At 42.0% G+C, this 14,585-nt stretch carries 16 protein-coding genes; 10 read left to right on the forward strand and 6 right to left on the reverse strand.

Annotated features, from left to right (window positions below; translation table 11 throughout):
- From KQX66_RS30085 to KQX66_RS30110, 6 genes are all read left to right on the forward strand, one after another.
- Nucleotides 1–1,495: serine hydrolase domain-containing protein (locus KQX66_RS30085; RefSeq protein ID WP_216796924.1), on the forward strand; the 1,495-nt coding region annotated here is incomplete at its 5' end.
- A 298-nt stretch (nt 1,496–1,793) separates the two neighbouring features.
- Entirely contained in the window at nt 1,794–2,483 is a 690-nt protein-coding gene (locus KQX66_RS30090; RefSeq protein WP_157261554.1) for a response regulator transcription factor, read from the forward strand.
- 1 nt (nt 2,484) lies between these two features.
- Nucleotides 2,485–3,420 (forward strand): HAMP domain-containing histidine kinase, encoded by a 936-nt coding sequence (locus KQX66_RS30095; RefSeq protein WP_216796932.1) that lies wholly within the window; start codon nt 2,485–2,487, stop codon nt 3,418–3,420.
- Nucleotides 3,421–3,575: 155 nt separating this feature from the next.
- The gene (locus KQX66_RS30100; RefSeq protein WP_054973046.1) at nt 3,576–4,499 is read left to right on the forward strand and encodes an ABC transporter ATP-binding protein; all 924 of its coding nucleotides are present in this window, start codon (nt 3,576–3,578) and stop codon (nt 4,497–4,499) included.
- Nucleotides 4,492–5,184, forward strand: a complete 693-nt coding sequence (locus tag KQX66_RS30105) for an ABC transporter permease (protein ID WP_216796934.1) — start codon at nt 4,492–4,494, stop codon at nt 5,182–5,184. Before KQX66_RS30100 ends, KQX66_RS30105 begins: the two co-directional genes overlap by 8 nt.
- A gap of 53 nt (nt 5,185–5,237) precedes the next feature.
- The gene (locus tag KQX66_RS30110; RefSeq protein ID WP_216796936.1) at nt 5,238–5,990 is read left to right on the forward strand and encodes a DUF4097 family beta strand repeat-containing protein; all 753 of its coding nucleotides are present in this window, start codon (nt 5,238–5,240) and stop codon (nt 5,988–5,990) included.
- Nucleotides 5,991–6,127: 137 nt separating this feature from the next.
- Here KQX66_RS30110 and KQX66_RS30115 read toward each other — a convergent pair whose 3' ends face one another.
- The 6 genes from KQX66_RS30115 to KQX66_RS30140 form a co-directional block, all read right to left on the reverse strand.
- On the reverse strand, nt 6,128–6,382 hold the full coding sequence (locus KQX66_RS30115) for a hypothetical protein (RefSeq protein WP_216796945.1): 255 nt from the start codon (nt 6,380–6,382) through the stop codon (nt 6,128–6,130).
- Between the two features lie 279 nt (nt 6,383–6,661).
- Nucleotides 6,662–7,174 (reverse strand): hypothetical protein, encoded by a 513-nt coding sequence (locus tag KQX66_RS30120; protein ID WP_216796947.1) that lies wholly within the window; start codon nt 7,172–7,174, stop codon nt 6,662–6,664.
- Nucleotides 7,175–7,483: 309 nt separating this feature from the next.
- Entirely contained in the window at nt 7,484–7,723 is a 240-nt protein-coding gene (locus tag KQX66_RS30125; protein WP_063185423.1) for a hypothetical protein, read from the reverse strand.
- 50 nt (nt 7,724–7,773) lie between these two features.
- Entirely contained in the window at nt 7,774–7,977 is a 204-nt protein-coding gene (locus KQX66_RS30130) for a hypothetical protein (RefSeq protein WP_216796949.1), read from the reverse strand.
- Nucleotides 7,978–8,256: 279 nt separating this feature from the next.
- Nucleotides 8,257–8,709 carry a hypothetical protein gene (locus KQX66_RS30135; protein ID WP_216796951.1) on the reverse strand — a complete coding sequence of 151 codons (453 nt, stop codon included), beginning with the start codon at nt 8,707–8,709 and terminating at the stop codon, nt 8,257–8,259.
- A gap of 527 nt (nt 8,710–9,236) precedes the next feature.
- Nucleotides 9,237–9,902, reverse strand: a complete 666-nt coding sequence (locus tag KQX66_RS30140) for a hypothetical protein (protein WP_216796964.1) — start codon at nt 9,900–9,902, stop codon at nt 9,237–9,239.
- A gap of 306 nt (nt 9,903–10,208) precedes the next feature.
- Between KQX66_RS30140 and KQX66_RS30145 the strand changes: the two genes are divergently transcribed.
- From KQX66_RS30145 to KQX66_RS30165, 4 genes are all read left to right on the forward strand, one after another.
- On the forward strand, nt 10,209–11,510 hold the full coding sequence (locus KQX66_RS30145) for a helix-turn-helix domain-containing protein (RefSeq protein ID WP_216796966.1): 1,302 nt from the start codon (nt 10,209–10,211) through the stop codon (nt 11,508–11,510).
- A gap of 482 nt (nt 11,511–11,992) precedes the next feature.
- Complete coding sequence (locus KQX66_RS37585; RefSeq protein ID WP_253957543.1) at nt 11,993–12,280, forward strand: hypothetical protein; 288 nt, start codon at nt 11,993–11,995, stop codon at nt 12,278–12,280.
- 309 nt (nt 12,281–12,589) lie between these two features.
- On the forward strand, nt 12,590–13,168 hold the full coding sequence (locus KQX66_RS30160; protein WP_216796968.1) for a TetR/AcrR family transcriptional regulator: 579 nt from the start codon (nt 12,590–12,592) through the stop codon (nt 13,166–13,168).
- Nucleotides 13,165–14,580 (forward strand): serine hydrolase domain-containing protein, encoded by a 1,416-nt coding sequence (locus KQX66_RS30165; RefSeq protein ID WP_216796970.1) that lies wholly within the window; start codon nt 13,165–13,167, stop codon nt 14,578–14,580. The genes KQX66_RS30160 and KQX66_RS30165 overlap by 4 nt, the downstream gene beginning before the upstream one ends.
- Nucleotides 14,581–14,585 lie beyond the last annotated feature (5 nt).

Below are 14,585 nucleotides of genomic sequence, written 5' to 3' on the forward strand. Positions count from 1 at the left end.
GTTTGGTCTGCTTGAAATCATGATTGAACGAGTGAGCGGTATGAGCTATACCGAATTCCTTGCGAAATATGTGAGCACGCCTCTGAATTTAAGCTCAACTAAAACACCACGTGATCAATTTGATAGAGAAAGGTTAGCCAAAATTTACTTCCCTACGATGAATCAGGCTTTACCCATTGAGAATGTTAACACCCTTGGGGCAGGCGGGCTCTACTCAACTGCAGAAGACGTAACTAAGTTTGCAGAAATATTAATGGGTGATCGAACAGACGTTCTATCTAAACAATCAGCCAAAGCCATGCAAAGTCCTGAATATAAAAGAGGAATATGGGTTCCTGAAAAAACGAACGCCTTTAACTATGGTCTTGGTTGGGACACGGTTAGCTTGCCAGAGTTTGATGATTACGGAATAACGGCATTATCCAAAGGTGGAGACACCACTAATTATCACGGTTTCTTGATTGCACTACCAGAACATCATATTTCTATGGCTGTGCTTTCTTCAGGAGGGTCTTCAGGATTCAATGCTACATTTGTAACTAAAGTTTTATTAGAATACTTAAAAGACCAGGGGCATATTAAGGAAATTCTACCCGAGAAAACATTTAAACCTGCCTTGAAGGTGAACATGCCGTCTGAATTGCTTTCTTATGCTGGCTTTTATGGTACAAAGGATTCAACCATTAATATAGAGATTAAGGACGGAGAGATTGAGTTACCTGCACAATTCGGAGGGTTGATACCCGCACAAACCTATGTGTATACGGGCGATGGACAATTCAAAAACAAAGATGGCAGTGTAACAGTAAGCTTTGACAAACAAACAAATGGAAAAACATATGTGAAGCTTAAAGCCTATACGAATGAAGGATTAGGTCAGTCCATGATGGTGTTCTATGCCTATCAAAAGCTGGATTCCAATCCACTCCAACAAACAACTAAAAAGGTATGGGAAAATAGAAACGGAAAAAGTTATTATGCGGTGGATGAAAAGATAAATTCTATATTTTATCTGGCCGCGCCACTGATATCTAAGAAAATATCCGTTGATATGGATCATGGATACGCAAATGGAACTAAAATTGTTAATGAGAATCAAGCAGTAAATGCTGTCCAAATTCCGATTATGATGGGAAGAGATTTATTTGATCTCAACTTTTATAAAGAGGGGCATACGGAGTATTTAAAGATTGATGGATTCTCTTATATCGATGAAGATGCTATTCAACCCATTTATGAAGGGAATGATTCATTCTGCATCATACCATCCAATGGTCAGGCTATATGGTATAAAATTGATGAAAAATCAGCCAATCGAGTCATGAACGTTAAGACTCCGGTAAGTGGGGGATTTGCCGTTTACGACAAGAATGGAATGTCTGTAAACCTCTCAAAGGTAACTAACAATCATTCGGTAGTACTGCCTGAAGGTGGGATGATCGTTTTTGGCGGAAAAGCGGGTGATGTATTTAAAATTGAATTGAAGAATAAATAGATTTGGAGCCCTGAATTTCATGGCTTAATAGGGTCCTCCGTACATTTAAAAAAACAATCCTTAGACAATATATTGTTTAGGGATTGTTTTTTTCGTTTCAGGGCGTTTTTTAATACAGCAGCCCTCTTCCATGTATGATGAATTCAGTAAGTCTGTGAATGATGTTTTTTTTAATGTAATCGGTTCAGTTTTGGGATGATCGGATTATAATGAGCTTGCTTTTTTGTTATACTAATGAAATAAAAAGTCATAGCAAGCGTAGAGAGGATTGTTCGTTATAAATCATTCGATATTCATTATGGAAGATGATCAAGCCATTGTAGAAATGGTTGAGACTTATTTAACGAAAGAAGGATATGCGGTGACCGTTGCCGGGGATGGCGACGAGGGACTTCGGAAATTCGAGCAGGCGCAGGGGCAATTTGATCTGTTACTCGTCGATCTTATGATGCCCAAGATCGATGGAATGGAAGTCATCCGCCGCATTCGGGCTTACAGCCATGTGCCGATCTTGATTATGTCCGCGAAGGACAGCGACATCGACAAGGCGTTAGGCCTCGGGTTCGGTGCAGACGACTACATTGAGAAACCTTTCTCGATGATCGAATTGTCTGCGAGACTGAAGGCGATCATCCGGCGGGCGACGCAATACGCGAGCGTTGAGACGAAGGTTGCGCCGAAGCATAACATCCTGAGCATGGGCGATTTACGGATCGATTTCGATAATTTCGCCGTCTTCAAGCACGAGGAGCCGATAAAATTGACATCCAAAGAGTTCGAGATTCTGCGACTATTCGCAGCGCATCCCAATCGCGTCTTTACGAAAGCCCAAATTTACGCGAAGGTATGGAACGATGAGTATTACGGCGACGAGAACGTCATTAATGTTCATATGAGCAGGCTGCGGGACAAGATAGAAGATAACCCGTCAGAGCCGCGGTATATTAAGACGCTATGGGGTATTGGCTACAAGTGGGAAGGTCGCTAAGATGACGCTCATTCTATTGATGATAATCGCGATTCTTATCTGTTTAGTCATATATCTGGCTGTTAATCGCGCGGGCCACCGCAAGCAATTGCGCCGGTTGCGATCAGAGATCGAACGCATATCATCCCTCGCTACCCATGAGAAGTTATTGCTCATGACGAACGACCGGGAGTTCAAAGCGCTGCTGATGGAGATCAACCGGCTCTTGGAGGCGCAGCATCAGATGTACTCTAACTATGCCAAAATGGAAATATCGATGAAAAAGATGGTATCGAATATTTCGCACGATCTGAGGACCCCCTTGACCGTCATACTGGGTTATATTGAGATGCTCCATCTCGATCCGGCGATGCTTGCAGAGGAGCGCGAACGTTTGCTGGGCAAAGTGTATGTCAAAACCCAAGAGACGTTGGTGCTCATTCATGATTTCTTCGATTTGGCTAAGCTGGAGTCCGGGGATCAAGATATGCCGATGACCCGAATTCTCATGAATGAACGTTGCGGCACGACGATTCTGGCTTATTACGACATTCTTGCGGAGCAAGATTACCTCGTCCATATCGAGATCCCGGATCACCCGATTTATGGCTTCGGTAATGATGAGGCGCTGCACCGCGTGCTGAACAATCTGATCTCGAACAGCATTCAATATGGCAATCACGGCAAGCAGCTCGGTTTGACGCTCCGGGAAGATGAATCTTCTGTCTATGTGGATATATGGGACCGGGGAAAGGGCATTGATGCGATGCATATCGATCATGTGTTTGAACGGATGTATACGCTGGAAGATTCGCGGAATAAGTTCTATCAAGGCAGCGGATTGGGTCTTACCATTACGAAGCGGTTGGTGGAGAGTATGGGCGGGTCCATCCACCTCCGCAGCAAGCCTTATGAGTTAACAGTGTTTACCGTTCAATTGAAAAAAGTACAATACTAGCTCATGAATTGAGGAGGGTTAACTCATTTCATGAGTTTTTTCATGAGCATCATCGCACATAGAGTTCGCTTAAGAAATTCGTAAGAGTGAAGTAAGAAAAAAGAAGATTACGTCCTGTAAGATATAGTTATGAGAGAGCGAGAGGAGAAAAGAATATGGAGCATATCGTACGAACGAATCGATTGACAAAGGACTTTCAAGGGCAGGAAGTCGTCTCGAATGTCAATATGAATATGAAGAAAGGCGAAATCTACGGATTCTTGGGTCCCAACGGCGCAGGAAAAACGACAGTGATGAAGATGATTACGAATCTCGTCAAGCCGACGAGTGGGGAGATCGAAATATTTGGAGAGAAGCTAATGCCGAATTCCTATCATCTTCTGGGACGCATGGGAACAATTATTGAATACCCGGTGTTCTATGATAAGCTGACAGCCCGCGAGAATCTGGAACTGCATTGCGATTATATGGGGTACTACAACAAGAAGGCGATTGATGAAGCGCTGGAACTTGTGAATCTGGTCGATACGGGCAAGAAGAAAGTAAAGACCTTCTCGCTCGGGATGAAACAACGCCTGGGGATCGCCCGCGCTATTACGACCAAACCGGAGCTGCTTATTTTCGACGAACCGATCAATGGACTCGATCCGCTAGGGATCAAAGAGTTAAGAGACGTATTCCGCATGTTGTGCAAGGAATATGGCACGACGCTATTGATCTCCAGTCACATTCTAGGCGAGATCGAGCAAATTGCGGATACAATTGGCGTCATTCAAGGCGGTCGGTTACTGCAAGAGATTGCGATGGACGAAATTCGCCACGAGACGACGAATTACATCGAGATCATGACGACGGATTGCAGCCGAGCTGCTTATGTCTTAACGGATAAACTTCAATTGAACAATATCCGAGTCATCGACAATCAATTCATACGAATCTATGACCAGCATATGGCGCAAAGCGAAATTACTAAAATCTTGATCATGAACGAAGTGGTTATTGATTCGATTCATAAACGAAGCGGCTCGTTAGAGGATTACTTTTTGCAAGTGTTGAATGGAGGTGGAGTACATGCTTAATTTGATGAAGCTGGAGCTAAGAAAATTTAAGATTATGGGGTATATTCGCAGCGCTGTGATCGCTACTCTGATCATTTTCGGATTCATGATATTGGTAAGCTATTCGCCGAAGATGCACGGCATAAACGTATTTGAAGATTATAGCAGCGTGCTTTCTAAGATAGGTGTACTTGTGAGAGGGACATTTACTATTTTCGCGGCCGTCTTGCTGGGGCGATTCGTCATCGATGAGTTCAATCATAAGACGATTACCGTCTTGTTCATGTACCCGATCAAACGTCATAAAATCATTGCGGCTAAGCTTATGGTCGTGATCGCGTTCACCTTTCTATGTATCGTGGCTTCCACGATTATTTTAAGTACGTTGTATTTTGTCGTCAACTCATTCACACATTTCGTATCGGATGAACTGACGCTGACGCTCGTGTTGCAGCATGCTGCGAAATCAGGCTTCTATGCGCTGGCAGCAAGCTTCACGGCGCTGATTCCGCTCTACTTCGGGATGCGCAAATATTCTATTCCGACGACCATTGTATCCTCCGTCATCATGGTATTGCTGACCAGCTCGGACGGTGGCGGATTCAGCTTGAATGACATTATTATTGTTCCAATTCTGCTAGCCGCGATTGGCATAGCGGTCGGATACATGGCGATTCGCAAAATTGATCAAATCGATATTCGTTAACTTGGGAGAGTATATTCAACACATCTCATGCAGAAGAAAGGAAGATAAACATTTTGAATAACAACATGAAGTTAGCTATGGTTCTCCTGGCCGCTGCCAGTATCGTACTCGCCGGATGTACGAAAGAATCCTCCGTCACTAGTACACCAAGTTCGTCCCAGCAAAACTCTTCAGTAAAAGGGGATAATTCTCAAATTGATGTAAATAACATTCATTCCCTAAAAATCAAGAGTGACGTTGCTACAGTTACAGTCATAGGCGACAAACAAATCAATCAAGCAGAATGGGAACTATCCAAGGACAATTCAAAAGATACCGACGTGACTACGTCGATCCAAGATGGAACATTACTGATTATGCTTAAACAGAAACAAAAGATAAGCATAAATACGGGGCCATTGCCATCGTTAACAATCCGTCTTCCTTATAAAGACTTCAACTCCCTTGAGATAGATAACGGACTTGGCAACATATCCGTTGAATCAGAACTGTCGGTCCAACACTTAAATGTGAGCTCCAGTACCTCCGGCGACATCACTGTAAAGGATGTAATTGGCAAGAAAAGCAGTAACATATCTACTAACCTTGGTAAAGTCGAATTCGATCTACCTAATCAACTAGCACCTCTAAATGTAAGTCTATCAGCAAAACTAGGGAATATTGATAATCAGGTTTCTCTTGAAAAAGCAACAAATACCAAAACGGTTGTTTCCAATGAACTTCATGGATATGTGGGTGAGGCTCAATCCGAGAGTGCAACGCTCAACATTTCCACAGAGACGGGCGAAATTCTGTTCAAAAAATGAAAAGAGGCCTCACCCGACCTTACCATGCAGGATATATTTTGTACTTGGTGTCCAAATTATCGGAACCGCTACTAGAACAATAGAACAGCCTGGGGAAAGCAGACCAAAGTCTGCCTTCCTTTTTTCTTTTTCATTCATTACTTCGATTTTTGTTTATAAGTTCTTGTTCCAATCACAATTAACGCAATTGAGAGTAGGAAAATTGGAATTCCTGTATTGAGTTTCTCATAAAAAGAAGAAATTGCAGCCGCAATTATGAAAAGGAATGTTATGCCTAACAATACCAAGTCAGCTTTCTTTGGACTACTTCTTAGCACAAGCTTTACACCAAGTACGATAACCAATGCAGACAATAAAAGAAATCCGATGATTAGCGCTGTTGGTCCAAACATGTTCCATCCCTCCTTTTATTGTCATTATATTACATTAATTGTTTGGTGTCGCTTCATAGTAAACAAATGGAAACCAATGGAGGTTTAGTGTTACTCCTCTCCCTTGATTCCAATATGACATGGAGTTTGCCATCATGAGCACTCCGGCTGAAATAACAGCGGCGGCGATTGCTCCAGCCTGAGCACCGGGAACAAAGGCTAAGAGTGCCGTAAGAAAGGAATCGGATGCAAAGCGACAAGAAGCAGAGCAGGCTTTTCCTTCGATTTTGATCCAAGGTACTAGGGCAGTGTTTTATAAACGATGTTCCCGTCTTTATCTTTGGCTTGAATATCAATCGGTTCTCTAATATCCTCCGACAAACTGTAGAACATTTTCTCATGATTATATTGTATTATTTTTAGGTCTTGTGGTTTAGATCCATTTACCTCAAGAGATTCGATCGCATCGTTCAATCTCCCGGATAATAGCAAATAATTTAACTGCGGGTTCTTAGAAATTTGCCAATCGACCTTCTTTTCATTCAAGGGTGCATTTACAAACGAAGTGGAAGTAAGAACTTTATTGTTTTTTAGTAGAAAAATGTGAGTTTTTTGCGTTTTATCAGTACAGAAAACAACTTCAAGTTTATCTTCCGGATACGTCTGAAGAGAGTCTTTGTCAAAGGTTACGTTATTGTTAACATAGGTGGAAATGATATTGAATTTATCGTTCTCGTTGAATTTTAAATACAGTATGGTGACAATGCTCAGGATTAAAAGGCCCAAAATAATCCATGTTCTTCTTTTATTCATGTGCCCTCCTTAAACTTGATTTTTATAGTTGTAGCTTACATTCCTAAGTCCTGTGTCAAAAATCGTAAACAAAAGACCGCTCGACCAGAGCAGTCTTTTGTTTACTTTTGTTTACTTTGGTTCACCTAGAAGCTTTTATTTACAGTCCCTGGTTTTTCCCAATGATCCGATCCAGTTGTCCATTGGAAACCAATAGACCATTGGATTTGTACAAAAAACCATTTATTATTTTTAAGGTTTTCAATGGGAAATAACCTAATAAGTTGAGATGAAAATTTTAAAAACGCGCGCATTACTCAACGAATAAGCTTATTTTTTGTCGAAATCATAAATCTCAGCAAGAATCAGGTAAATAATTCCGACGATTAGAGTGATTATACTGTAAGTGGTTAAATTCCCCCCTACATAATCTAACCATTGTTTGAAAGAATCTGGGCCATAAACAGTGCCAGGTGATGATGTTGAATAAATGGATGCAGTTAAGTATTTGACTCCTGTAAGAAAAGCAGAAATAGCTAAAAGAACAACCCCGGCCGTTCTCCTGCTCATATCATCATTTCCTTTCCTTATACACAGTAATACCATAATATTGATAATAATTAAAAAACTCCTACGCATAAAGGTGGGGAAATAACAATTTTCTTAATTTGTATAGCTGTTGAGCGTGCAACCTTTATGAAGGATGCACGCTGTTTTGTTTTATCAAGGACGTTGATTACCTGGATCGCGCCATCCATTGAAGAAGGCAACATGAAGTTTTGCTTTAGAGTAATTAACAAAATCTCCATCACCCAAAGCTTCAAAGCAGTGAACCCCTTCATCGTATTGACCACTGATTACAACGTAACCCAATTGTCTACCGTTTTGTTTCCAATTTGAGCTTTCTTAGATGTGCCAGAACCGAGGTCATCAAGAGAGCGCTAATCGTTTGGTTTATCGTGTCGCCAGCAAAAACGCCCAAACTGAAACGAACAATGTTCCAAGACACATGTATTCAGTGTCGATTTGTACAATAACCTTTTATATTTTTTAAGGTTTTCAAAGCGATGAAACGGCACCTAAAGGCAGGCCAGACGCTACATTCAAGATAGCGGCCCATCTTCTATAGTTCCGTCTGGTTTTACGACGTATTGATGAACTTGATTATCTGATCCCTGTACATAGGAAACTGAATACAAATGAACCTTTTTGCTTTTCCACGCTATGAATAAATCAGCGCCTACCTTTCTCTCCTTCAGACCCTCTTTATCGACTACATAATCAGGAAAAGCGGATTTATAGTCATTTTGCTTAAAGAAACGGTATAGCCAAAAGATGTCGCCCCCGTTTTCTAAATCTCCGTTATCCTCTACGTCGATGAACCTATCTCCAAATAATGATGTAACCTCTTCTTGCGTCATGCCTAATTTCAGACTGCTTTTAATATAGTTTACCTGTTTCGATATTTTTTCATCACTTGCAGTCGCTTCTTGCTTCACTGGTTCTTTTACATCCTTAGGTGTTGGGAGCGAAGTTTGACATGCCGAAGTTAACATGACAATAACTCCAAGAAACAAAACAATAAACTGATTTGAACATCGGAAATCTCCCTTCAATTCAGGAAAAGTAAATGATTATTTTAAAACATAGACGAGTGAAAGTAAACATTTGTTTCGAATTCCTTTAAATAGGAATATTATATGCGCTGAAAAACAAAAAGGTCCAGAAAAGCGGAAAGCATCGGGGCAACTGGAGCAATAGTAAAAAACCCCGTCACATAGCGACGGGGGAAAGCAAGTTCTTAGCCCGATTTTTTAGATTGCTTCGAAACCATGTCCAATACAAATGCAGCAATTAAAACCATAATGAATATGCTGCCCATTATCACTCTTCCTTGATAAACCTGTTGAAAGAGCAAAATTCCCATGAGAATGAAAGAAGCAACAATGTAAGGGACGTTTACCGAAAACCTTTTGAGCAAGAATCTTAGGAACAGAAGCCCCAAAATCGCATACCCCAGCATCATGCATGACATGATCACTGTGACCGAGAATATCACCTTGTCACCCCCTTTTAAAAGGGATTAATTGGACGAAATTACAAAGTATGCTGCATAGTGTATGTTTATTGTAACACCATTCCCATTATTTTTAAAGCTTATGTCATTGGCAACAGTGTGATAACCAGCAGAAATTACAATTGAGATGGCCCGTACAAGCTGCGTCGGCGGGGTTGGGATGAGTCCAGAAATTGCAGCAGCGGCAGCTATCGTAGTACCGGCATTCCTCAAGTTAAAAGCGAGTTGTTTCGATTCCTGATCGCTCAAAGTTAACGCGTAACCCCACCAATAAAAATTGCCGTAAACCGTTGGGGAAATCTGGGGAGCGCTTGGATTAGATAGCTGGGACTTATCAACTTGGAGGATTCCGTCCTTCACCTTGATATCTCCGGCACTGATAGCAGTATTCAGTGAAGCAACACCCTTTGCATAGACATCAAAAGTTTCTTTTCCAACCACATTAACAGCGTTTTGGTCAATGTGAACCAAGCCATCTTCCCCTGTTGTAATATATGCAGACATGGCAGAAATGTTCTCCAAAACGTTTGTCTTCAGGTTCTTGTTGACTTGGCTCACTTGGCTTGTTTCTTGCGACACAGTAGCAGCTTGTGCAGGTGTCACCAAGGCGACGGAGCTGACGAGCGCAGCGGCGAGAACGGCGTTTGCAGATACTTTCCAAAACTTTTTCATGGATATTCCTCCCTTTTTTTTCTGAACAATTTGTGCGCATCAAATTGAACAATCTAAAAATATCATAATGTTACAAAATATGGGATAGGAATTGGTGTTTATTTTTTATTCTCTTGATTACTTGATATAAGCAAAGTAATTACAGTGATTACCAAACAATCGCTTCTACTTTGTAAAATTTTATCGAATCGCTGTATTTCATGTAAGAATTAGGCGATTATCGAAAAACAGTTCATTGTCAGATGAAACTGACTTTGCTATAATTAACAAATGTAAAATAATAGAATAAAAAGGAAGGTTGTGTATATGGCTGATATTTTAAATCACATCAAAACTATCTCCGATATCATCTTCCAACTTAGAAAAGAGAAAAACTTGACATATGCAGAACTTGAGGAGTTAACGGGTGTGGGTAAACCTGTACTTCATAAACTCGAAAAAGGATCGACCAAGCGCCCTGAATTTAAAACACTAAAAGCGATCACGAGTGCTTTCCCTGAAATTTATCAAGAACTCATAGAATGCTACATCACAATAGAAAATCGATCGGAAGTTTTATATGAAGTTCTGCAAGATGTATTGTCAAGCGAGAAGCCATCGCTAGCTTCCAAAGTCGCGTTGCGTGTTCTTGAAAACCCTAGCAACGAAACGGAAGACTCTTTGCAACGACTTTATTACTTTACGCAAGAGGTTAGTGATTCTAGCTTAAGATTAGGATTGTATAACGTCATTGTGAAATATTCGAGAAAACATGGCGTTATGAACTATATTGCAAAAGGCTTACTACAGAAGTATTTGATCGAAAGGGCTGATCTCAAACGTATTGACCAATCCTTCCAACAAGGTCTAGAAATAGCACATTATACCAACTTCTTAACTAACGATGAAAACGTAATCTATCACTATAGGATGGCTTTACATGCTTATGCTATAAAAAAATATAGAGAATGTATTGAGTTTGCTGAAAATGGGATGGTGCTTGAAAAAAATGAATCAGAATTAAAGGCAAGAGCGCATCTGTCCATGATAAATTCTTATTCGGCTTTGAAAAACTATGATAAGGTTGAAGAGTTATTAGACGGTTTTGAAAAATACAAGTACGATTTTGTTTACGAGGCGGTTAAGCATACACGTGCAATAATAAAAGCAAGAAAAGGTGAGTACGAAATTGCAGTCCCCTTACTTGAAGAGAATCTTAGGCTGTTTAGTCCGCGGTTTCGTTTACATATAGTAGACGAACTTTTTGAGATTTATTTAAAGGTAGATAATTTTGATGCGTGCTCGAAACTTTTAGAAAGAGAGAATGAAATAATAAATACGTGTCCTGATGGCCCTAATGTTTACAGAGCTCTAGCGAAATATTTTCGACACAAAGGATATTATCAGGTATCTATTGGTTTAATAGATGAAGGAGTAAAAAGCTTCGTTACTAGTGTACAATATTTAAAAAGGATTAACGCTTTTGAAGAAAAGGATATATATGTATTTTTATTATTTATCCAAAACTCAATAATACTTAATCAGGGGCTTTATATATATAATTTCAACGAGGCATATAAAAACGTGGTGCAAAAAAATCTCTTATTGTTAAATGAGGGAGGAAAGTGATTTGTGAAAAAAGCTTCTCTTTTTCTATTTGCTGATTCGATAATATAGATAGAACAAATGAACAGGCATATTTGCCTGTTTTTTTCTTTTTAAGAGTAAAAACGTTTCTCATTTGTTGGATTAAATGGAAAATGAGAAAAATGTTTTAGACTTATATTATGAAAAATATTTTTAGGAGGAGGAACGGTGAATAGTCCAGTAGCAGATTGCAGCGACGAGATATTACATCACGCAATGAAAGCCATCCTACAGAAAATGGACAGGGCAGTGCAACAAGGCGAAAGCTTAACGAGTGAATCGATGGTTCGATTGAGTCAACAATTAGATACATACGTGTTAATTGCTCAAATTCGAAAAATGCGGTGTGCGAGCTAGAAATCGTTATGGTTTGAGGTGTGTTTATGCAAGAGGGTAGAAGAACAGGAATTGTTAGAGTGGTGGACAATTTAGGTAGAATCGTAATTCCTACGGAGCTTAGGCGTATGTTGAATCTTAATCCCGACGTGAAGACAGAGTATTTCTGCGATGACAAGAGAAAGGCGATTATGGTTTATAGATATCACTGCAATGAATGTTTGTTTTGCTCTGGTAAGGAACAAACGATTTACTTCAAAAAATTTTATATTTGTATGCCCTGTATCCAAAGCCTTCCGGCGCTTCAAGTGTTCTTAGCACGGGTGGAACGTGAACGTGTCAACGAGAAGAAAAAGGTAAAAAAAAAATTACCAAAAGAAGAAAAGAACTATTGGATCGGCTGCATAAAGCGATGAAGGAAAATCCGGAAGCTTCGCAGAGAAAACTAGCCGAAATCTTAGGAGTGTCACAATCATGGGTTAGTCAATTGATTAGGAACCAACCTATAGATGGGTCGGGTGTCGGGTGCTAAACACCATATAAAAAAGGAGTCCTGGATGTCGGTCCGGGGCTCCTATTATTTTCTCGAAAGATATGAGATTTTTTCGCAAATGGATGCAAGGAAATCCGTCAAACTGCCTTGCGGCAGCGTCCAACGATTGACATTGCGCCACACCGTCCTTATAATTTGGTTGGTTGACCAACCAAGAAAAGGGCGGGATTGGATGAGCACACAGGAGAAAAGACAACGATTAATCGACGCGGCTTATAAAGTATTCGTCAAAAAAGGGTATCTCAACGCATCGATCAAAGATATTGCAAGCGAGGCCGGGATGACGTCGGGGCTGGTTCATTATTATTTTAAAAATAAAGAGGAGCTGCTGCTTTCCGTACAGGAAGAGGTCCAGCAGCGTTACCAAAAGCAATATGACGGGCAGCCGGAAGATGCCGTAACCCCCGAAGCTACGCTGCTTGAAATCAAATCCAGAGCGGAGGAAAATCCCGACTGGTACCGCTGGCGGTATGAGCTGTATTCGCTCGGGCTGAAAAGCGAGAGCGGTCATCTGGAACGGGAAGTCGCGTCGATTCTCAAGAGCGGTAGGGAGAGTCTTTCTGAGCCGCTGCAGCACTTGGTGGGCGATTCCGCTAACGCCTCGGCCCTTGCAAGTATCCTATTGGCCTGCTTCGACGGACTGGCGCTCCAGAAAATCGTCGACGACGAGTTTGACCTTGACCGGTCGTATCGATTGTTGATCGAGCTTCTTGGGCTTTATGTAAGCAAGACTGAAGGGGAGAGCCGATGAAAAGGATCGTCATCAGTCTACTCCTCTTTCTGCTCGCGGCTCCTTCTTTTTCTCTAGCCGCCGAAGAGCGCGATCGTGATACGGCCCGACAAATCAACGCATTGATGAACGAAGCGCTGGCGAAATATCATATTCCGGGGGCTTCGCTGGCGATCGTGCATCGCGGGCAGACCGTCTATCAAGAAAGCTGGGGGACCATGAGCGACGGATCAGCTGTCACGGCAGACACGACTTTTCTGATCGGCTCGGTCAGCAAGCCGCTGACGGCTCTTGCCATGATGATGTTGGCGGAGGAAGGCAAGCTCAAGCTGGAGGAACCGATCGAGACGTACCTCCCTTGGTTCACGTATCAAACAGATAGCGGCAAATCGATAACGGTGCGCCATCTATTGGAGCAAACGAGCGGGATCGACGCTTATGACGGCATGAAGGTGACGGACCGGGAAGATCGCGATCGGGAAAAGGGGATTGCGCAAGCGGCTGCTGAGCTGAGCGGGGTCAAGCTGAGCCGTACTCCGGGCGAGGCCTATGAGTATAATTCGGCGAACTATTTGCTTTTGGGAGCTATTGTTGAGGCGGTATCGGGCCAGTCATTCTCTGCATTTATGGATACCCGAATCTTTTCGCCGCTTGGCATGAACCATACTTCTGCCGATTATGAAAGCGCGGTTAGCAAAGGATTCGTGCCGGGCTATCGTTCATGGTTCGGCAAACCGGTGAAAGGCGACGGGCTGTATGACCCATCGGGAGCTCCTTACGGGTATATGTCGTCAAGCTCTGGTGATCTGGCCAAATTCATCAAATTCATGCTGTACGGCGGGGAATTGATATCGGAACATGGTCTGAAGCAATTGCGCACGCCCCCGGAATCTAACAGACGCTATGGTCTGGGCTGGCACTTCCCGAGATCGGGGGAGAAGTATCCTTATCATACAGGGGCAACGCCGGAATACCGCTCGGAGCTGTTTATTATGCCCGAGCAGGAGCTGGGCGCCGTTCTACTGATGAATAAATACCATGAAACGGAAGCCGTTGCGTATTTAAGCATCATGGAAGGAATCCGCTCCATCATGAAGGGTGAGAAGCCACAATTGGCGGAAATGAACGCCAGCACGCAGTGGATGACGCTCGGGGTTGTCATCTTGTTTGCTGCGGTAGCCGTAATCAGTTTCATCCGCCTGCAGCGCAAAACGGCGGTAAATAAACCATTGTGGGTATGTTCGGGTGCGCTTTCTGTGATCATTGCCGCTGGGCTGGTCCCCTTATTTACTTATAGTATGGGCGTTTCATGGAGAACAGTAGGTCTTTTCCTTCCAGACATCGCATTTCTTGTGCACTGTCTCATTGGGGTATTGGCCGTCCATGGTCTGTTAGCCATTATCTTCATTGCAGCGAAACAAAACGTAAGTTAAGAGTA

This window comes from Paenibacillus oleatilyticus (assembly GCF_018998565.1).
Lineage (GTDB): Bacteria > Bacillota > Bacilli > Paenibacillales > NBRC-103111 > Paenibacillus_G > Paenibacillus_G oleatilyticus.